Genomic DNA, 19,000 nt, shown 5'->3' with positions numbered 1-19,000 from the left:
TCAAATATGGTGATCCTTTACCGGTATTATATGCCGCATAAAAAAGTATCCGGCATACAAAAAAATATAATGTATTGGTCAGCCTTTCTTCGCTCTTTGTACCAGGTAAAGTCCGCCCAGAACCAGTGCCAGACCGGTGACGGTCCAGGCATTAATGGGTTCTTTCATCACTACATTAGCGATCACGTAGCCGAATACCGGACAAAGAAATAACCAGAAGCTTGCTTTCAGGGGATTGTCGCGCAGCAGGAACAACCAGAGCTGAACACCTAATATGGATACCGGAACGGCTAGCCATAATACTGAACCGGAAAATTTGAGGTCCCAGTGGTTCAACGAAGGTTCGTATGTAATTGCGGCTATGGGTAACAGAAAGACACCTCCCAGTAATGTTTGCCATCCGTTGATGGTGAGAATATGCAGGTCACTCCAGTTCTGTTTGGAGAAATACAATACGCCGATGGAATAGCTCAGCATGCTGCAAAATAAAATAGTGAGACCAGTAGGTGTGGCATAACTCGACTGCAACAGCGGGTATGCGGCAATCAATACACCAGCTGTGCAAAGAAAAAGGCTGGTCCAGGTAATAGCTTTGATGCGTTGTTTGAACAGCAACGCACTGGTAAGACTGATCATTACGGGGTTGGTGGCAATGGCCATGGAACCGAGGCCCGGCGATACATTCTTCATTGCCACTACATACAAACCGAGGTAAATGGAAATATTCAGGATACCGTAAATAGCCAATGGCTTCCATTCTGTTCTGGCCGGCATCCTGTTGCCCATGAACAGATGCGTAATTACCAGCATGATGATACCTGCAAAGAAAAAACGGGCAATACAGATCACGAAAGGCTGCGCTGATTGCAGGCCCAGCTTGGTTGCTGTGGCAGCGGAAGCCCAGAGGAATGCAAACAATACGCCTGCCGAAAATAACAAGAATCCTCTCGATTGTGCTTTATTCACCGTAATCTCATGTGCCATTGTCTGTTGTATGTCTTGATAATTGTGGGAAGCAAAATTAAACAAAATACAATGTGATGATAGTGGACCATAAATTTAGGCCTGCCACCGTTACAGGCTATATTTGTTAATTTTTTCTAAACAACTTCCTCCGCGTAGGGGGAAAACGATTTGCTGTTGTCATAGTTTCCAAAACAATCAATTTATGATACGTTCGACGATCCGGATTCTTTCGGTTTTAGTAATCCTGCTCATGCTGGTGATGGTTGGTTTTGCACAACCAAAGAAGTTCACCATCAGTGGTTATGTGCGGGACGCATCCAGTGGAGAGGCTTTGATCAATGCTACCATTTCCATTAACCCGGGAAATGCTACTGTACAGTCTAACTCCTATGGATTCTTCTCCATTTCCCTTATTCCCGGCAAATACACGCTCACGGCCACTTACACAGGCTTTGCGGTAATCAACAGGGAAATTGCGCTTACAGAAAATCAAACACTCGATCTTCAGATGAAATCATCTGCAGGCGAGCTCAGCGAAGTAGTGGTAACTGGTGAGAAAAGATTGAAGCGGACCAATACCGTTGCACTCGGCATCCAGCAGATGAGCATCGGTCAGATCAAAAAGATCCCCGCATTCCTGGGAGAGCCGGACGTTTTGAAAGCGATGCTGACGCTGCCCGGTATCACGTCTGTTGGCGAAGGCGCCAATGGCTTCAACGTGCGTGGTGGCAATGTAGATGAGAACCTCATCATCATGGACGAAGCACCGGTATACAACTCTTCACACATGCTTGGCTTCTTCTCCGTGTTCAATCCAGATGCAGTGAAGAACGTCACCCTTTATAAAGGAGCTTTCCCTGCAGAGTTTGGCGGAAGAACTTCATCGGTGCTCGATATCCGCATGAAAGATGGCAATAATCAGAAACTTGCCGTGAATGGCGGTATCAGCACCATCTTCAGCCGGATCAGCATCGAAGGACCATTGAAGAAAGATGAATCATCGTTCATCATTGCAGGCCGTCGCTCCTACATCGATGTGCTGAGTAAGCCTTTCATGAAGAAAGATAACAGGGACAACCAGTTCTATTTCTACGATCTAACGGGCAAGGCTAACTGGCAACTCAATGATAAGAACACTATTTACCTGAGTGGTTACTACGGAAGGGACGTTTTCTCTTTCAACAACCAGGCATTCATGGACTGGGGTAATATGACCACCACATTGAGATGGAATCATCTTTTCACACAAAAGCTCTTCCTCAACACCAGCGTGTATTATTCCAAATATGATTACAGTCTGAAGTTCAACTCCGAGGCAAAAGACACGAAGCAACAGAGCTACAACTGGAAGTCGGATATCCAGACATATGGCGTGAAGCCTACGCTCACCTGGTATATCAGCAACAAGCACCAGGTTAAGACCGGTCTGAATTTCACTATGTATAATTTCTATCCCGGCAAAGGTGTGATGGTGGATGATGAGAACAAAGCCGAGATCAATCTCGTGCGCAGGTATGGTGTAGAATCTGCTGCATTTGTGGAGGATACCTGGAAAGTGTCTAGAGCATTGTCTGTTCAGGCAGGTGTTCGTTTGAACTATTATGCTTACCTGAGTAATTCTTCTGTGTACCATTACAGGGACACTACGGCCAATATCCGCAAGCCACTGGATTATGAAGAGAAGGTTGGCAACGGTACCGGTTCAAAGAAGAAGATCACCGACTGGACTTATTTCGAGCCACGCGTGAGTGTGCGTTATGAACTGAAGAAAGGAACATTCCTGAAAGCGGGTTATGCCAGGAGCTCACAGTACATGCACCTGCTGAGCAATACGGCATCACCAACTCCTATCGATCTGTACTTCCCCAGCACCAACAATATCGAGCCATCTGTAACAGACCAGGTGAGCGTTGGCGTTGTAACAGTGCCTGAGTTCCTCAACCTGGAATTCTCTGCAGAAGTATTCTACAAGAGAATGAAGAATGTACTGGACTATATCGATAACGCCAACCTGGAATTGAATCCGCAGGTGGAAGCTGATCTCCTTACTGGCAAAGGAAAATCTTATGGTGTGGAACTGGAAGTGAAAAAAGAGACCGGCAAATGGCAGGGATGGGTCAACTATACCTGGAGCAGGTCTTACCGCAAAACCGAAGGTATCAGCAATAACGAATGGTTCCTGAACCGCTACGACAGAACGCATGTGATCAATATGGCTGTTACCCGTGAGCTGAACGACAAGTGGAGTGTGAGCGCCAACTTCAATTACGGATCTGGTACACCTGCTACTTATCCGAACGTGAAGCTGGATATCCAGGGAATTCCCATTCCTTACAACACCACCGGTAAGCGTAATGATTTCAGACTGCCTGCTTATCACAGGCTGGATGTAGCCGCCACCATGAAAGGGCGCCAGGGCAAGAAGCTGAAACAGGAGTGGGTATTCGGTATCTATAACCTGTATGCGCGCCAGAATGCTTACTCCATTTATTTCAGACAGAATGAAGATGATCCGAAGATCAGAGAGGCAATCCGGTTGAGCATCCTCGGTTCCATCATTCCTTCTATCACCTGGAACTTCAAATTCTAAAAAAACATTGTCATGAAGCAATTCATTTTATATATCGTATTTATTCTGTCGGCAGGCGCTTTCACCAGTTGTGAAAAAGTGATCGATCTGGATGTGCCGGCTGGCGATCAGATCCCCTATATCGATGCCTGGATCACCGATAAGCCCGGCGTGCAGCAGATCAAATTCCAGCGTGCAGTTGGTTATCTCGACAATTCAACGCCGCCCGTGATCTCCGATGCGCAAATCAGTGTAACTGATCTTACGCTCAATCAAACTTATGATTTCACATATAACAATGGCGCCTATACGCACGATCCCGGCGCAGGCAACAGCATCGGTGTGATCGGGCACGAATACAAGCTCACCATCAACTGGAAAGGCGAAACATATGAAGCGAAAGACAAGCTGAACCGTGTGCCGCCCATCGATAGTATCACTGTGGAATTCAAGGAAGAGAATGGGGGAGAAGAAGAAGGGTATTATGCCAGGTTCTTTGCAGTTGATCTCAAAGGGGCAATGGACTATTACTGGATCCGCACTTACCGCAATGGGGTGCTGAACCAGAATGTGAATGAAATGTGGAGCGTGGACGGCGCTTATTATGAAGATGCGGATTCCGATGGCTTCAATTTCATAGTTCCGATCAGTGAAGGCATCACTTCCGGAGATAAACCTTATCTGAAGGATGATGAAGTCAAGGTGGTTTTAAGGGGGATCAGCAAGGATGCTTACGGCTTCGTCCGAATGTTGACTGATCAACTGGCCAATGGCGGTTTATTTGCAAAAGTACTGGCCAATGTGCCCACCAATGTGGCAAAACAAAAGGCAGATTCCGAAAAGATAGTAGGCTGGTTCGGCACCGTATCTGAAACGGAGTTGTCTAAAAAAATAGAATAGGTTCTTTTTCAAACACTACTGTTAAACCTTGATCAAGTTATGAAAAGCAAACAATTGTTGACCGGAATGCTGCTGGCAGTTGGCAGCTTTGTGATGGTGAGTTGTCAAAAACTAAAAGGCGATGGCCCTGTTGTAAAGCAGGAACGTACCGTAGATGGTTACACGCGCATTGAAACAAACGTAGACGGTACGGCATATGTAACACAGGAAACCGGTCATAGGCTTACCATTGAAGCCCAACAAAATATCCTGGATGTGATCGAAACGCCGGTGATTGCCGGAAAGCTCATCATCCGGTTCAAAAGAGGAAAGAGAATAGGAAGGCATGATCCGGTAATTGTTCGGGTGAGCGCTCCCGTTATTGAAGAGCTGGGCCTTGAAGGGTCCGGTGATCTGCTGGTAACGAATGATATCAGCACCAATGGGCTAAGCCTGCGTGTAAGCGGATCGGGAGAATTGAAGGCAAAGAATATCCAGGTAGCCAATGAGCTTTATGCCAGTATCAGTGGTTCCGGAAACATGTTTGCTTTGGGAGGTTCATCCGGGTATGCGAAATATGCCATCAGCGGCAGTGGTGGTATAGATATGCTGCCCGTTACAATAAAGAAAGTGGATGCAGATATCAGTGGGTCAGGCAATGTGAGAACAACCGCCACGGAGCTGCTGAACGTAAGAATTTCGGGAAGTGGTAACGTGGTCTACAGTGGCAATCCACAGGTGACCACAAAGATCTCGGGCTCGGGAAATGTGAGCAGAGCCCAGTAATAGCCGCCTGTAAGCCGCACGGGTGGCCGATTTTGAAGCGTTTCAACACCCTGTTCAGATGAGAATCAAATTCAGGCTGATCAATTATTACAGGTTCATCAAAAAGATATTACCCCAATCTGTACTATGGCACAGACATGAATGGGACGACCATGTTACCAGCCGGTACTACGGGATGTATTCGGACCAGAATGGCAAAAAGAAGGACCAATATTATCTCGAGATCAACCAGGTGGTGTATAGTCTGCATTCCGTGGAAGACCTCGTAAACCTGGACCATGAATTATTTATGAACCGGCTGACAAAGGGCGGCAGCGTGCAGACTTCTGCCGCCCTTCCCAGGGAACAAAACTATTGTTCCATTTGCACGCATAAAGATGGCTGCCCGCTGATGAAGAAGCCTTATGCCGAGCGTAGCCGGCAATGTCTTTTCATTCCCCTGGTATACATGCTGCCGGCCTGCAAGATGGAAGTGGAAAACCTGCGTCCCGCCAACTCAAGGCTGATCACCGAAATGGTGATGCAGAGCCTGTACGCGGAACGCCTGCCGGAAACCATACTGGAGCTGCTTTCTCCAATGCAGGTTTACCAGCACACATTTACGTTTGCTCAATTGCAGTAATACCGTACCTTTCTTCCAGATAATACACTGCAAAAATGAAAAAGTATTTCTGGTCAGTAGCATTCATCTTGTTGGCAACTCTTCGTCTAACAGCGCAGGATATACGAATCGCATCATATAACCTGCGCTATGCCAACAGGACTGACAGCGGTAATCTCTGGGAGGACCGCCTTCCTGTAATCAGCCGGCTCATTCAGTTCCACCAGTTCGAAGTCTTTGGCACCCAGGAAGGTTTGCGTCATCAGCTGGATTCACTTTCATCTCAACTTCCGGGCTATGCCTGGTATGGGAAAGGCAGGGACGATGGTGATGCCAAAGGCGAACACTCCGCTATTTTCTATAAAACTGAAATTTTCGATCTGCTGGATAAAGGCGATTTCTGGTTGTCTGAAACACCCGAAAAACCTGGACCCGGCTGGGATGCCCGATTGAACAGGATCTGCTCCTGGATAAAACTGAAGCATAAAAAATCAAAAAAGACATTCTTCGTTTTCAATGCACACTATGATCACCAGGGTGTGAAAGCCCGCGTGAACAGCAGCCTGCTGATCCTGGAGAAGATCAAAACCATTGCCGGCAAAAGTCCGGCAATGCTCACAGGCGATTTCAATGGCGACCACCTCAGCGAATGGTATCAATCCATCGCCAGCTCTGGCTGGCTGAAAGATACCTACAACCTGGCAGGTCATCCCTATGCTCCCAATGGCTCCTTCAATAATTTCGGAAAAGGAAAAATGAACGATAAGATCATCGATCATATTTTCATTACAGCGCCGTTCAAAGCATTGAGCTGGGGAGTTCTTACGGATACCTATTACGGAAAATTCCCTTCCGATCACTTTCCAATCCTTTCTGTAGTAAAGCTTTGAGTCTGCGCCTGGGTGGGCACGCTGTTTGTGCAGGTTACTGTATAAACTCTTTTTTATGGCAAGCTTTAATCTCAAACCCGGTACAAACTGGGATGAAGTGAAAGAAAGGATCAAGGAGCGAAACATTTATCTCACAGATGAAGACCTGTTCCTTGAACCAGGGAAAGAAGATGTTCTATTGAAACGATTAGCAGAAAAAATGGACAGGACACCCGAGCAGGTGAGGGTGTATATTGAAAGCGTTTCGCATAATAAGGATGCGGCTTCGTAGCATCATTACTGAACAGCTTTTTCTTCCGAATATCGATATTCTTTCAACCTGAATATCTCTGCCAGCAGTTCATAACTCCTGGTCCTGTCTTCTGCATGTTCCGTAAAAGTGGACACCACAATTTCGTTCACGCCAAAGCTGGCGGCCAGTTCTTCGAATTTGTCTTTTACCACATCAGGCGTTCCAACTATCGTGCGCTGCCTGTTGAACAGAACGCGCTGCCATTCCGCCATCGTGTATTGGTAGGCTTTAGCTACTTCGAAAGTAGGCTGCTCATCGAATCTTCCTTTTTCGAAGCTCAGTAACCGGTAGTCCATTACGGCCCTCACTTCGTTCACCTTTTCAATGTCATCCGATACAAATGCGAACACGCCTACGTTTCCGAGTGGGGCAGACAATTCATCGGATGGTACGAACCGTTGACGGTATGCTTCCATGGCCTGCGGCCCACCGATGGGATTGATGAATTGTGCGTATGATAAGGCCAGACCAAAATGAGCGGCCAGGTAAGCGCTCTCACCGCTGGATGTAAGCATCCAGATCTCCGGTTTTGTTTCGATGAAAGGCATCGCCTTCACTTTGCCTTCTGCATTGCCGGGTATTGGCTTATCGGCCAGCATGGCCTGCAGCGTGCTGATCTGTTGCACATATTCCTGAGGATCGAAAGTATTGGTGGGATTCAGCAGTTGTGCTGTAAGCCTGTCGCCGCCCGGTGCGCGGCCGATGCCGAGATCGATGCGGCCTGGGTAGAGCGCTTCCAGCAATCTGAAGTTCTCGGCAACTTTAAGTGTACTGTGATTGGGCAACATGATACCACCCGATCCGAAGCGGATCTGTTTCGTTTCGGCACCCAGCCTGGCGATCAGCACTTCAGGAGCCGATCCTGCGAGCGTGCCGGTATTATGATGTTCAGAAACCCAGTAGCGGGTATATCCGAGCCTGTCAGCCAGTTTTGCCAACTCCACTGATTCCCGGAGTGCTTCCACAGGATTGCTTCCCTTCCGGACCGGCGTCTGGTCCAGTATACTTAATTGCAACTGCATAATGAAGATAACAGTCGCGGACCTCAGAAAGTTCAGGCGGCAATGGGTTGTTTGCGCCTGCTGCTTGTCATAAGTATAGAAAGAGCCAATAAAGCGAGTGCCGACATCATGCCTGTCATTGGTATGGGTGTGGAATTATTGAAGAGGCTTACCATGAATGCACCCAGTGATCCGATGCCCATCTGCAATGCACCCATCAGTGCGGAGGCGCTACCTGCATTGCGGGTGAAGGGTTGCATGCATAGCGCCGATGTATTCGGCAAAACAAATCCAACGCAGGTGAGAAAGAGGAACAAAAATGCGATGATGCCGGTGAGACCGATCAGTCCGTAATATGCAGAGAGAAACATCGCAATGCCGATCAATGACTGTGTGATCATAGCCGTTCGCACGATCTGTTTGCTGGTGAAATATTTCAACATGAAACGATTGGCCTGTGTGCCGCCGATCACACCGGATGCCAGTAATGCAAAGATCCATCCGTAAGTTTTTTCAGAAACTTTGTACAGCTCCATGAAGATGGAAGGCGAAACGGAAATATATGCGAACAGACCGGAGAAGGCCACTGAACCTGAGATGGCATAAGTGAAGAACTGCGGATTCCTGATCACCTGCCAGTAATTGCTCAGGATGGATGCAGGTTTCAAAGAATAATTGGGGTCGGGCCTGCTGCTTTCAGGCAGTCCGAAGCGGATGGCGAAGATGATGAGCAGCGCTATCACAGCCAATGCTATGAATACAGAAGGCCAGCCCCATGCTGCGATCATATAACCGCCTGCTGTAGGCGCAATGAGTGGAGAAGTGCTCAGCACCAGCATGAGTGCGGAAAAGACTTTTGCATTGTCTTCGACGGGAAAGAGATCGCGCACCATGGCATTGGCAGCCACTGCTGCAGCGCAGGCTCCGAATGCCTGAACAAAACGAAGCGCTACCAATGTTTCCAGCGAGCCGGCCATTACGCAGGCTACAGAGCTGATGATATAAAGGAGCAGTCCAATATACAAAGGTCTCTTGCGGCCGAACCGGTCCATCAGCGGACCATAGATCAGTTGTGCAAAACATACGCCGATGAAGAAACTGCTCAGGGAAAGCGCAACATCGGTAACAGTGGTATGCAGTGCGCCGGCGATTGCCTTGAAGCCAGGCAGGTACATATCTATGGAAAACGGCACTAATGCCGTTAGCGTTCCCAGAATCAGGATGGTAAGAAGATATCTTTTGCTGCTCATAAACATTGCCGCTTTCAGGATTTTGGTCAGGGCGCGGGCAAGGAATAACAGCAGCTAAGAAAAATGGTTCAGATTTTCTTCAGGAAGTCCGGATCAATACAATTTAACCTTATACCTGTATGAACCGTTATAATATTCTTTCATTTTAAGTACTTCCCTGCTTTGTTGACTGATCCAGAAAGTAGCGTAAGCGCCATTGCCATAATTGATATGGAGTTTCCAGCATTTGATGCTGACTTCTTTGTTCAGCGGCAGGTTGTCCTCTCCGGAGATCTCATATAAATAATAAGCGGGTTGCGGGCTGTTCGGGTCCATGAAAGCAATAGCAAATTTTTGACCAATGCGATTGATCGGAAGTGTGGAGAAAGTTTCCATATCCCATTCCCAGTTGAGTACAGACGGGTTGAGTGGGACCTTCAATGTTTTGTTCACCCTGTTATTGGCTACAGTGCTGTCTGGGATCATGAAGCCATTGGTGAATTTATATCCGGCAAATGCATAGCCTTTGAAGAGGGCGATCTCAGAAATAGGCGCCAGTGTTTTGCGATCGGCCACTGCTTTCACATGACGGAAGAAAGATTCATTGTGAAACCATTTCCATTCGAACATCACAATGGGTTGTGGATTGCCTGGCAGAGCGCCAAAGGAAACGGACCTTTCCCAAACATCGGCGGTGCTGGTGATGCCGGTCATGCTGTCTACATTGTACACGAGATAGCGGGCTGTACCTTCTGTCAAACGTTCGGTTTGCAGGCGGTTGTTGCCGGCGTTGATGGTATCGATCTGGGCCTGTGCGGTGAAACCGGTAGTCAGGAAGATCAGGGGTAAAAGAATTCTCATGAAGTAGTTTTATGCTAAATTAAAGTTCGCTTTCAACTCCTTCATGAGAATTTTTGTGAATGGAAGAAAAGATGGTCATCAGAAACTTGCCCTTCGGGATGATCTCATTCGATCCATCATTTCTTTCTGCGAATTTTCTACTTCTTTGTCGTATTCCGCTTTGGATACACGCTTACCGGTTTTCGGCTCTTTGATATCGGCGGTCTTCACTGTTTCTGAGATCTCAACAGCCCTGGTAACGCTGACGCCGTTGCGGGAATCGTATTCAAGGATAAGTCCCGGGAGTTCACCCTGGAATTCCGGTCCGGCAGGGACAGGGATGGCAGGAGCAAACCAGGCAGTAACACTGATGGTATCCCATTTTTCAGTGCGTTTGAATTCTCCGTCCTGCATCTGCATATTGAAGGATTTCACCGGCGTTTGCGTAATGGCTTTCTGGCAGGTATAACCGAGAATGGTTTTGGATTCTCCTGTCAGTTTCCAGGTATGTTTGGTGATACTGTCCTCTACCAGGAATTTTTTTCCGACGGCTTCGCGCTGATCAACTCTTCTGCCGGCGGGGAAATTGTGCCAGATGGTAGATTCGGGCATGAAGGCTGAAACCATGCGCACGTTACCGGCCATTCCCCCACCCATTCCCGGAACGGCCATTTCCGCTTCAGGACGCTCATCCGATTCGATTGACCTGCGCAGTGATTGATCGGCAGTGAAAAGCAGTTCCCATTTCAGGGTCCGGTCCGGCCGGGTGAAAGTCTGCGTATTGCCATTGATGGTAACTTTTGATTCGCCGCCTTTGATCAATTGTTCGTATACCACCCGCCCCTGCTTCAGCGGTTTATTGTTCTGCGCCGATGCGCCATTGTTCAACAATATGGCCAGCATGGCAATGGCAGGAAATGCATATTTGATCATGTGATGTCTGTTTGTTCCATCAAAGCTATCATACAGGGCTTCGCTTTCAGGTTAATGATGATGGGTTTAATGTTAATTAAGGTTAATGCTTTTCCTTGTGGTTAATGGGAAACTTTACATTTGTACAAGATGACCGGCAAGCGTATTAATATTCCAGCGATTCTGATGGTGATGGCCATCCTCGCGATCATTGCCTTCCAGGCATACTGGATGTATAAGAATTATGAGGAAGAAGAAAAGACGCTCCAGATCCGTAGTGCCGCTATTTTCCGTAATGTGGCCTATAAGATGCAGGCGGAAAAGTTGAACGAGGATACCAGTTTTACGATCTGGACTACAACCCGCCCACCAAATGCCGGCACAAAAGCTCTTCCAGCCAAAACCATATTGCCTTTGCGCAGGTTCCGGGATACGGCTGACAGATCAATGCCAGATTCCCGGGGCAGGATCTTCATCAACGCTTTTCCTGCTGCTGCTGATTCCCATCCGGACTTTCGCAATACCATGCCGCTTGATTCACTCAAAATTGACCAGGTCAGGTCTATCGATTTTCAGAGAAGAGCCGCATTTTCCAGGGTCAGGGAAACAAGAACAGACTCAGGAATTACTATCACTGTCAATAATAACTCTGATGCGTCACCCAGATTAATGCCTGTTGAAAAACTGCATGGCAGGATCAGTTCAATTAATATCAAGACCAATGGACCAGAGAGGGTGGTCACAGGCATTACCGATAGGGCGATGCCAGCAAAAATGAATGTAAGAACCAATGGAAAGGATACAGTTTTCGAATACCTTGTGTTATCGCGATTAATGGAAGACGGCAGTTTTCAAAGTCTGTTACACAGGGCGGATTCCATATCTGACACACTCAGCCTGGATGAGCTGGACAAAAGTTTCCGTGATGCTTTGCTTAAAGAGTCGATGAAACTGGATTTCACCATCGAAAAAGATTCTCTGAGCCTGTATGCGCCTAATGCTACCATCGATCCCACCCGCACCAACGAACTGATGATGGGTTACACCAGCACCTATTTTCTCAGGTACCATTTGCAGAACAGTTTTCAATACATCACCAGGAAATTATCGCCGCAGATAGGATTGTCGTTGCTCCTCATTGCACTGACCAGCTTTACTTTCGTGTTGCTCTATCGCAACTTGATGAAGCAACGAAGACTAACCCAGTTCAAGAACGACCTCATCAGCAATATCACGCATGAGTTGAAAACGCCCATTGCTACGGTGAGTGTGGCCATCGAAGCGTTGAAGAGTTTCCATGCCATGGATGATCCCCGCCGCACGGAAGAATACCTCGATATCTCCAATAGCGAGCTGCAAAGACTTTCATTGCTTGTAGACAAAGTACTTCGACTTTCCATGTTTGAAAAGCAGCAGGTAGAATTAAGAAAAGAAAGGTTCGATCTCAGGCAGTTGACGGAGGAAGTGATGTTCAGCATGCGGCTACAGTTCGAGAAAGTAAAAGCTGACGTGCAGTTACAAGCGGAAGGAGAAGATCTCAGCATCGAAGCTGATCGCTTGCATACCACCAGCGTGATCTTCAACCTGCTCGACAATGCACTGAAGTATAGCAAAGAAAATCCTTTAATAAGGATTAGCATTAGCCGTAATGAAAACGGGGTGCAGTTCACCGTTTCAGATAATGGCATAGGAATTCCTGCTGCTTACCGTAAAAAAGTATTCGACAAATTTTTCCGGGTGCCTTCCGGCGATACGCATAATGTGAAGGGATATGGGCTGGGCCTGAGCTATGTGGCCTATGTAGTGGAGCGCCACAAGGGAAAGATAGAAGTATTGAGCGAGCCCGGGCAGGGCAGCAGTTTCATCATTCAATTACCCGACCCCATATGAGTTCCGGCACAATCCTGTATGTAGAAGATGAATTGTTCCTGGGCAAGATCGTAAAGGAAAGCCTGGAGAGCAGGGGCTACCATGTGATCATGGAAAGCGATGGTGCGCAGGTGGTGGCTCAATTCTGCCAATGCAATCCCGATGTATGCGTGCTGGACGTAATGCTGCCCGGCGTTGATGGCTTCACGCTGGCTACAGAGATCAGGCAGTTCAACGAAAATATTCCTATCATTTTCCTTACGGCCAAAACGCAGACCGCTGACCTGGTGAAAGGCTTCTCTGTTGGCGGTAATGATTATATCCGAAAGCCTTTCAGCATGGAAGAGTTGATTGTCCGTATTGAAAATGTGCTGAAAGGAAAGAGGTCCGCAAAAGTAAATGAGGAGGCTATTGAAACAGTTAATATCGGAAAGTACAGTTTTCATTTCATCCGGCAGACGCTTACTGCGGGTACAGATGAACGTAAGCTCAGTTTCCGTGAGAGCGAGTTGCTTCGTTTATTGTATGCGCACCGGGATCGCATTATAGATCGAAAGGAAATACTGAATCTCCTGTGGGGAAATGATTCTTTCTTCAATTCCAGGAACCTGGATGTATATATTACCAAGCTGCGCAGTTACCTGCGCGAAGATGAGCGGCTGAGCATCATTACCATCAAGGGCGTTGGATACCGGTTTGCAGTGGGCGGCTAGATCTTTGCCAGAAATACATCAGTGTAAAGCTGGGAATGAAATCCAGTCCGGGCATCAGTTCTTCGATGAAATTGAAAAGTCCGCCGAAAGCGCCTTTCCAACCGCCGAATAACCTGAAGAAGATAAAGGCTGAAACAGGAGCCCAGATAATATCCGCAAATTCTCCGAGGCCGGGGATGGCATAACTCATAAAGCCAATTAAGTCCATTAACAAACAGATGGCCAAAGAAGGCTGACCAGGTCGGTTCATGCTGAATCTTTTGGTGATAAGACGCAATTAGTATGCCTGGCGTTGCAGGGTGCGGCAGCTGGAGCTGGGTGTGGCAGCTGGAGCAGGGTGTGGCAGTCGCTCGCCTCCGGCGAGTGACTTCTACTTGTTCGCCTCCGGCGAACCCTGCGTCGCCGGAGGCGACTAAATAAAAGTCACTCGCCGGAGGCGAGCGACTGCCAACTCTCCGACCTTCTAGTCAGCACTCTGAAAATTCAACTAACCAATTCCTGTCTTTTTAACATTTCGGTGAGTTCTTCTATCTGGAATGGTTTGGCAAGGTAATCGTCCATGCCATTGCGGAGACAATTCTCTTTATCGCCTTCCATGGCATCAGCGGTGAGGGCGATGATCGGAATATGTTGATTGGGGCCCGGCATGCTGCGGATATGCCTGGTTGTTGCGTAGCCGTCCATTTCCGGCATGTTCACATCCATGAAGATCAGGGCCGGGCTTGTTTGCTGCAGCAGGTTGATGGCTTCCCTGCCATTTTTTGCCTGTAAAACTTTAAAGCCCATTCTGCCGAGGATCTCACTGATAAGCATCATGTTCACCGGTTCGTCTTCCACCACCAGGATGGCTGCGCCATTGCCTTTTTGCAATTTGTTTTCTTTCTTCGGTGCGGTTGTAGTCTTTTCCTGGGTGGTGTTGAAAATAGAGCAGAGCAGTTCGTGCAGCTCATGCATTTTTACCGGTTTGGTAAGGAAACGATGAATGCCCAGCGCTGTAGCTGCTTCCTGGTGTTCGTTCTTTTCAATGCTGGATAACATGAGTATCGTTGGCTGGCTCAGTTCTCCCAGGCGCTTGCGCATTTCCTGTACCAGTTGAATGCCGTTCATTTCGGGCATATGATGGTCTGTGATGATGAGGTCAAGTGGTTCATTGTTCTGTTGAACACGGTCCAGTACTTCGAGCGCTTCGCGGGCGCCGGACGCTGTTTCAGAACTGATATTGAAATGACGAAGGATCTCCTGCATCAGCCACCGGTTGGTGCTGTTATCATCTATCACCAGCACTTTGCGGAGCGGTGGTTTTTCTTCTCCGGCCGAATGGGGTACCTCATCCGCTACTTCCATCGGAAGCGTAAGACTGAATGTACTGCCTTTGCCCAGCTCACTGGCTACTGTGATGGCGCCGCCCATCATTTCTGCAAGACTTTTGGAAATGGTGAGACCGAGCCCTGTTCCGCCGTAGTTGCGGGTGGTGGCCACATCTGCCTGCGTGAAGCTATCGAAGATGCGAGCCAGTTGTTGAGGCGAAATGCCGATACCAGTATCCTGTACAGAGAGTACCACATCCATGATCCTTTTTTCATTTTCCAGGTGAATGCCTCTTCCTACGATCAAAGAAATAAAGATCTCACCTGCAGGAGTGAACTTGATGGCATTGCCCAACAGGTTCACCAGTATCTGACGGATACGGGTGGGGTCTCCCACAAATTGTGAAGGTAGTTCCGGATCGATATGACAGATCACTTCAAGTTTTTTCTCGTGGGCTTTCACCGTGAGAATGTCTACAGATTCCTGTACCAGCGTATCCAGCGGGAATTGAATATGATCGATCTGCAGTTTACCTGCTTCTATTTTGGAGAATTCGAGGATATCATTGATAATCTCCAGCAGGCCGTAGGCTGATTTCTTTACGTTGGAAAGATATTCGTACTGCACAGTTTGCAGGTTGGTGGTGAGCACCAGGTCCGTGAATCCGATGATGCCGTTCATGGGAGTACGCAGTTCATGGCTCATATTGGCCATGAAATTACTTTTGGCCAGGCTGGCCGATTCCGCCAGGTTCCGGGCTTCGATCAGCTCCTTCTCCATCTGTTTACGTTCAACCGCAGCCGTTAGAGTTGTACTGAAGAACTCCAGTGCGGAGACCTCTGCATCGCTCCAACTTTTCTTTACCTGGTTATTCCTGAAAACGGCAAAGCCCCAGAAGAACTGCTGATTGAAGATTGGGATCACGGCAATACTCTGCACTCCTTCCGAATGATAATATTCCCTGATGCGTTCACTCACGATATTGGACACGTTGCCGTGGTACACTTTTCTATTTTGTAAAGCGATGAAAACAGGAGAGTCAGGGTAAAGTGTTGTGGATTCGGCTGGATTACGATGCTGGATCACATCGTCCATATTCCTTTTCCAGGTGAGCAGGCGGGTGCATTTCCATTCATTGGTTTCACGTTGTTGTTCATTGGTGAATACTTCCACATGGTCCACCAGCAAGTCTTCGCCCAATCTTTTCATCGCATCTCCCATCGCAGCTTCCAGGTTGGCATTGCTGAGGAGCAGATGAGAGGCGGAAGCCAGGGAGCGGCGCAGCTTCTCGTCCTGCAATAACTTTTCACTGGCTTCCTTGAGTTCTGAAATATCGTGAGCATAGCCCAGGATCCCGGTGACCCTCTTTTTGTCAGCGTCCAGCACGGGTACTTTTACAACGCTCATGGTGATGCGACGCCCATTGAGCATATAGGATTCTTCGATCACCATTTTGCTCTTGCCTGTTTGCAGCACCTGTGCGTCGTCTTCATGGAAACCGTGAATGCCTTTTTCCTTGTTGCCCATCACGGCTTCTTCGGGGAAGCCAACTTCGATATCGGTTTTGCCGATAAAGTCTTCAGGCAATTTGTTCAATGCATTGGCAAAGCCCTGGTTCACCAGGCGGAATTTGAAATCATTGTCTTTGATGAAGATCCAGTCCGGCGTTGAATCGATTACGGTGCGGAGTAGTTCCTTGTTCTGTTTCACTTCGTCTTCATAGATCTTACGCTCAGTGATATCGCGGGAGGTAGAGATCACGCCGGTAACCTTACCATTCTCCCTGATGGGTTTTACGATGCTTTCCAGCCAGGTGTAAGTTCCCTGCCTGGTGCGCATGCGATAGCGAACAATGAGATTATCACGGGTATTGAATGCGTCCAAATACTGACTGGTGGGGGCGAATTTGTGAATGTCTTCCGGGTGAAGGAATTCCAGCACGGTTCGCCCTTCGATCTCTTCCGGCGTATAGCCAAGGATCTTTTTCACTGACGGAGAGATATATACGAATTCGCTGTTGGGTTTGTGCTCAGAGATGATATCATCCGAGTATTCGGCCAGTAGCCGGAATCTTTTTTCTTTCAGGGCCAGTTCTGTTTCGGCATTCTTGAGGTCTGTGATATCCCTGGCGATGCCGAAGCCTTCGTTCTCGTTCATGATCCTGGCCCGGACGAAGATATGCGCGATGCTGCCATTCCTTCTTCTGATGGGATGATCGAAGCTGGCCTCAAAATCAGGATTGTGGCGGTTCTCCATGGCCAGGATGAGCATCTCTTTGAGCTTGACATGTGTGTCTGGCGGAACATAGCGTTGCATATAAGTGGAGAACACCATACTGGTTTCTTTGGGTTCTTCGCCCAGCAGGCTCATGAATTCTTTGCTGAGGGTTACTTCACTGCTGAGGAGGTTGAGCTTCCAGCTTCCCATCCAGCCAAAGTTGAGGGCATAGGAGAGTGAATTGAGGTCTTTTTCCTGGAGTGCTTTTGCGATCAGTTGGTTGCGGGCGGCAACAAAAAGATCGAGCATGATAATGATGAGACAGCAAAGGGTCCCCATCAGCCATAGCAGGTATGCATAGCCGTGAGAGGGCGGATCGAAGATCATTTTCCACAGGAAAATGCAAAGCATCAGGACGGCCAGGATGGCCAATCCAACACGCAGCGGTTTACGGGTGGGGGAAATGGGCAAGCGTGTTGACATAAGCGTTATGGTTTATGCGCAACCAAACACAAGCCTTAACCGGAAGAAGAGTATACTCAGGGTGTGCCCAGTCGCTCGCCTCTGGCGAGTGACCTCTATTTGTTCGCCTCCGGCGAACACCGCGTCGCCGGAGGCGACTAAATACAAGTCACTCGCCAGAGGCGAGCGACTGGGCAACACCCTGCTTTAATAATTGATCACCTGTTCTTCGATCACAGCCGGCATTTCCCTGAACTGGTATTTCTGGGTGCGCAGCTGTGGGGTGAAGCCAGCTTCAGTAATAGCTTCCTGGATGCTCCTGTACGTAAAACGGTGAGGGGCACCCGCTGCACTCACTACATTCTCTTCCAGCATGATGCTGCCGAAGTCATTGGCGCCGGCATGCAGGCAGATCTGTGCGGTTTTTTTACCAACAGTCAGCCAGGATGCCTGGATGTTTTTCACGTTGGGCAGCATGATCCGGCTGATCGCGATCATGCGGATATATTCATCAGGAGTGGTGAGGTTCTGCACACCGCGGATGCGGGTGAGGAGTGTGTCAACATCCTGGAATGTCCAGGGAATGAAAGCCAGGAAGCCATTGGCATGTTCCGGCTTACGGGATTGCACTTCACGGATCTTCACCAGGTGCTCGAATCTTTCACGAACGGTTTCCACATGACCGAACATCATGGTGCCGGAAGTGGTGATGTCCAGCTGATGTGCCTCCGCCATGATATCGAGCCATTCCTGTGCGCCGCATTTTCCTTTGGAGATGAGGCGGCGGACACGGTCTACCAGGATCTCCGCACCGGCGCCGGGAAGGCTGTCCATCCCTGCTTCTTTCAATGCGCTGAGTACTTCGCGGTGTGTGGATTTTTCCAGCTTGGTGATATGCGCCACTTCGGGTGGCCCGAGTGTATGCAATTTGATATTGGGATAGAGTTGCTTCAGTTGTTTGAAGAGATCAACATAGAACTGAAGGCCAAGACCGGGATGGTGCCCACCCTGCAGCAGCAACTGGTCGCCGCCCCAGCGGATGGTTTCTTCGATCTTCTTTTTATAGGTTTCGATATCTGTAATGTACGCTTCAGCGTGACCGGGAATGCGATAGAAATTACAGAATTTGCAATTGGCGATACAAACATTGGTAGTATTCACGTTGCGGTCTATCTGCCAGGTCACTTTACCGTGCGGCACCTGTTTCTTACGGAGCTCATCCGCTACGAACATCAGCTCTGACAAGGGCGATTCTTCAAACAGCATCATTCCTTCTTCAATGGTCAGAAACTCAAAGTTCAGGGCCTTCTGATACAAATCTTGTAGGTGCATAGGAACTATTGAGCCACAAAAATACGCAATCGGCCCCGTATTTATTTTATATCATCGGTAAGGCTTTGTAACCTAAAATCTATTAACTTACTATTGAATGTCAAAATACAGGACAGCCTTGCGTGTTATATGTA

Annotated in this window: 16 protein-coding genes; 8 read left to right on the top strand and 8 right to left on the bottom strand. The window is 48.2% G+C overall.

The features are described from left to right. Positions 1 to 78: 78 nt before the first annotated feature. Complete coding sequence (locus D9Y29_RS20125) at positions 79 to 984, bottom strand: DMT family transporter (protein ID WP_241237994.1); 906 nt, start codon at positions 982 to 984, stop codon at positions 79 to 81. Positions 985 to 1,168: 184 nt separating this feature from the next. Here D9Y29_RS20125 and D9Y29_RS20120 point away from each other — a divergent pair, with 184 nt between their 5' ends. Genes D9Y29_RS20120 through D9Y29_RS20095 form a run of 6 tightly spaced genes read left to right on the top strand, consistent with a single transcriptional unit; the run spans position 1,169 to position 6,962 of the window. Beyond that, entirely contained in the window at positions 1,169 to 3,556 is a 2,388-nt protein-coding gene (locus tag D9Y29_RS20120; RefSeq protein ID WP_127131612.1) for a TonB-dependent receptor, read from the top strand. A gap of 12 nt (positions 3,557 to 3,568) precedes the next feature. Continuing rightward, a complete protein-coding gene (locus D9Y29_RS20115; RefSeq protein WP_127131610.1) occupies positions 3,569 to 4,435 on the top strand; it encodes a DUF4249 domain-containing protein in 867 nt (288 codons plus the stop codon). Between the two features lie 39 nt (positions 4,436 to 4,474). Next, entirely contained in the window at positions 4,475 to 5,200 is a 726-nt protein-coding gene (locus D9Y29_RS20110) for a head GIN domain-containing protein (protein WP_127131608.1), read from the top strand. Positions 5,201 to 5,258: 58 nt separating this feature from the next. Further along, positions 5,259 to 5,822, top strand: a complete 564-nt coding sequence (locus D9Y29_RS20105) for a hypothetical protein (RefSeq protein ID WP_127131606.1) — start codon at positions 5,259 to 5,261, stop codon at positions 5,820 to 5,822. Between the two features lie 35 nt (positions 5,823 to 5,857). Beyond that, positions 5,858 to 6,691: an endonuclease/exonuclease/phosphatase family protein gene (locus D9Y29_RS20100; protein ID WP_127131604.1), complete on the top strand. Its 834-nt coding sequence runs from the start codon at positions 5,858 to 5,860 to the stop codon at positions 6,689 to 6,691. A gap of 55 nt (positions 6,692 to 6,746) precedes the next feature. After that, a complete protein-coding gene (locus tag D9Y29_RS20095) occupies positions 6,747 to 6,962 on the top strand; it encodes a CsbD family protein (protein ID WP_127131602.1) in 216 nt (71 codons plus the stop codon). A 5-nt stretch (positions 6,963 to 6,967) separates the two neighbouring features. Here D9Y29_RS20095 and D9Y29_RS20090 read toward each other — a convergent pair whose 3' ends face one another. The 4 genes from D9Y29_RS20090 to D9Y29_RS20075 form a co-directional block, all read right to left on the bottom strand. After that, positions 6,968 to 8,005, bottom strand: a complete 1,038-nt coding sequence (locus D9Y29_RS20090) for an LLM class flavin-dependent oxidoreductase (protein ID WP_127131600.1) — start codon at positions 8,003 to 8,005, stop codon at positions 6,968 to 6,970. Positions 8,006 to 8,037: 32 nt separating this feature from the next. Then, complete coding sequence (locus tag D9Y29_RS20085) at positions 8,038 to 9,234, bottom strand: multidrug effflux MFS transporter (protein ID WP_127131598.1); 1,197 nt, start codon at positions 9,232 to 9,234, stop codon at positions 8,038 to 8,040. 93 nt (positions 9,235 to 9,327) lie between these two features. Continuing rightward, positions 9,328 to 10,074, bottom strand: coding sequence for a DUF3108 domain-containing protein (locus tag D9Y29_RS20080; RefSeq protein WP_127131596.1), 747 nt, complete (start codon positions 10,072 to 10,074; stop codon positions 9,328 to 9,330). Positions 10,075 to 10,152: 78 nt separating this feature from the next. Further along, the gene (locus tag D9Y29_RS20075; RefSeq protein WP_127131594.1) at positions 10,153 to 10,986 is read right to left on the bottom strand and encodes a GLPGLI family protein; all 834 of its coding nucleotides are present in this window, start codon (positions 10,984 to 10,986) and stop codon (positions 10,153 to 10,155) included. A 129-nt stretch (positions 10,987 to 11,115) separates the two neighbouring features. On the opposite strand from D9Y29_RS20075, the gene D9Y29_RS20070 reads away from it, so the two are divergent. Together D9Y29_RS20070 and D9Y29_RS20065 are read left to right on the top strand one after the other, a co-directional pair. Continuing rightward, on the top strand, positions 11,116 to 12,855 hold the full coding sequence (locus tag D9Y29_RS20070; RefSeq protein ID WP_127131592.1) for a sensor histidine kinase: 1,740 nt from the start codon (positions 11,116 to 11,118) through the stop codon (positions 12,853 to 12,855). Next, entirely contained in the window at positions 12,852 to 13,547 is a 696-nt protein-coding gene (locus tag D9Y29_RS20065; protein WP_127131590.1) for a response regulator transcription factor, read from the top strand. Before D9Y29_RS20070 ends, D9Y29_RS20065 begins: the two co-directional genes overlap by 4 nt. On the opposite strand, the gene D9Y29_RS20060 is transcribed toward D9Y29_RS20065, so the two are convergent. The 3 genes from D9Y29_RS20060 to mqnC all read right to left on the bottom strand — a co-directional run bounded on the left by D9Y29_RS20060 (position 13,510) and on the right by mqnC (position 18,866). Further along, positions 13,510 to 13,737, bottom strand: a complete 228-nt coding sequence (locus tag D9Y29_RS20060; RefSeq protein ID WP_241237993.1) for a hypothetical protein — start codon at positions 13,735 to 13,737, stop codon at positions 13,510 to 13,512. The genes D9Y29_RS20065 and D9Y29_RS20060 overlap by 38 nt on opposite strands. Positions 13,738 to 14,030: 293 nt before the next feature. Next, positions 14,031 to 17,555, bottom strand: coding sequence for a response regulator (locus D9Y29_RS20055; RefSeq protein WP_127131586.1), 3,525 nt, complete (start codon positions 17,553 to 17,555; stop codon positions 14,031 to 14,033). A gap of 186 nt (positions 17,556 to 17,741) precedes the next feature. Further along, positions 17,742 to 18,866: a cyclic dehypoxanthinyl futalosine synthase gene (gene mqnC, locus D9Y29_RS20050; RefSeq protein ID WP_127131584.1), complete on the bottom strand. Its 1,125-nt coding sequence runs from the start codon at positions 18,864 to 18,866 to the stop codon at positions 17,742 to 17,744. Positions 18,867 to 19,000 lie beyond the last annotated feature (134 nt).

Source organism: Pseudoflavitalea rhizosphaerae (genome assembly GCF_003991355.1).
Classification (GTDB): domain Bacteria; phylum Bacteroidota; class Bacteroidia; order Chitinophagales; family Chitinophagaceae; genus Pseudobacter; species Pseudobacter rhizosphaerae.
The sequence above is the reverse complement of the archived record's forward strand: the minus strand, read 5'-3'. Positions and strand labels throughout refer to the sequence as shown.

Bases quoted from the DNA above. Each gene is read 5' to 3' on its own strand.
- D9Y29_RS20125 (WP_241237994.1), bottom strand. From the start codon at position 984: ATGGCACATGAGATTACGGTGAATAAAGCACAATCGAGAGGATTCTTG.
- D9Y29_RS20120 (WP_127131612.1), top strand. From the start codon at position 1,169: ATGATACGTTCGACGATCCGGATTCTTTCGGTTTTAGTAATCCTGCTC.
- D9Y29_RS20065 (WP_127131590.1), top strand. From the start codon at position 12,852: ATGAGTTCCGGCACAATCCTGTATGTAGAAGATGAATTGTTCCTGGGC.
- D9Y29_RS20115 (WP_127131610.1), top strand. From the start codon at position 3,569: ATGAAGCAATTCATTTTATATATCGTATTTATTCTGTCGGCAGGCGCT.
- D9Y29_RS20095 (WP_127131602.1), top strand. From the start codon at position 6,747: ATGGCAAGCTTTAATCTCAAACCCGGTACAAACTGGGATGAAGTGAAA.
- mqnC (WP_127131584.1), bottom strand. From the start codon at position 18,866: ATGCACCTACAAGATTTGTATCAGAAGGCCCTGAACTTTGAGTTTCTG.
- D9Y29_RS20085 (WP_127131598.1), bottom strand. From the start codon at position 9,234: ATGAGCAGCAAAAGATATCTTCTTACCATCCTGATTCTGGGAACGCTA.
- D9Y29_RS20075 (WP_127131594.1), bottom strand. From the start codon at position 10,986: ATGATCAAATATGCATTTCCTGCCATTGCCATGCTGGCCATATTGTTG.
- D9Y29_RS20110 (WP_127131608.1), top strand. From the start codon at position 4,475: ATGAAAAGCAAACAATTGTTGACCGGAATGCTGCTGGCAGTTGGCAGC.
- D9Y29_RS20100 (WP_127131604.1), top strand. From the start codon at position 5,858: ATGAAAAAGTATTTCTGGTCAGTAGCATTCATCTTGTTGGCAACTCTT.
- D9Y29_RS20080 (WP_127131596.1), bottom strand. From the start codon at position 10,074: ATGAGAATTCTTTTACCCCTGATCTTCCTGACTACCGGTTTCACCGCA.
- D9Y29_RS20055 (WP_127131586.1), bottom strand. From the start codon at position 17,555: ATGTCAACACGCTTGCCCATTTCCCCCACCCGTAAACCGCTGCGTGTT.
- D9Y29_RS20070 (WP_127131592.1), top strand. From the start codon at position 11,116: ATGACCGGCAAGCGTATTAATATTCCAGCGATTCTGATGGTGATGGCC.
- D9Y29_RS20060 (WP_241237993.1), bottom strand. From the start codon at position 13,737: ATGAGTTATGCCATCCCCGGCCTCGGAGAATTTGCGGATATTATCTGG.
- D9Y29_RS20105 (WP_127131606.1), top strand. From the start codon at position 5,259: ATGAGAATCAAATTCAGGCTGATCAATTATTACAGGTTCATCAAAAAG.
- D9Y29_RS20090 (WP_127131600.1), bottom strand. From the start codon at position 8,005: ATGCAGTTGCAATTAAGTATACTGGACCAGACGCCGGTCCGGAAGGGA.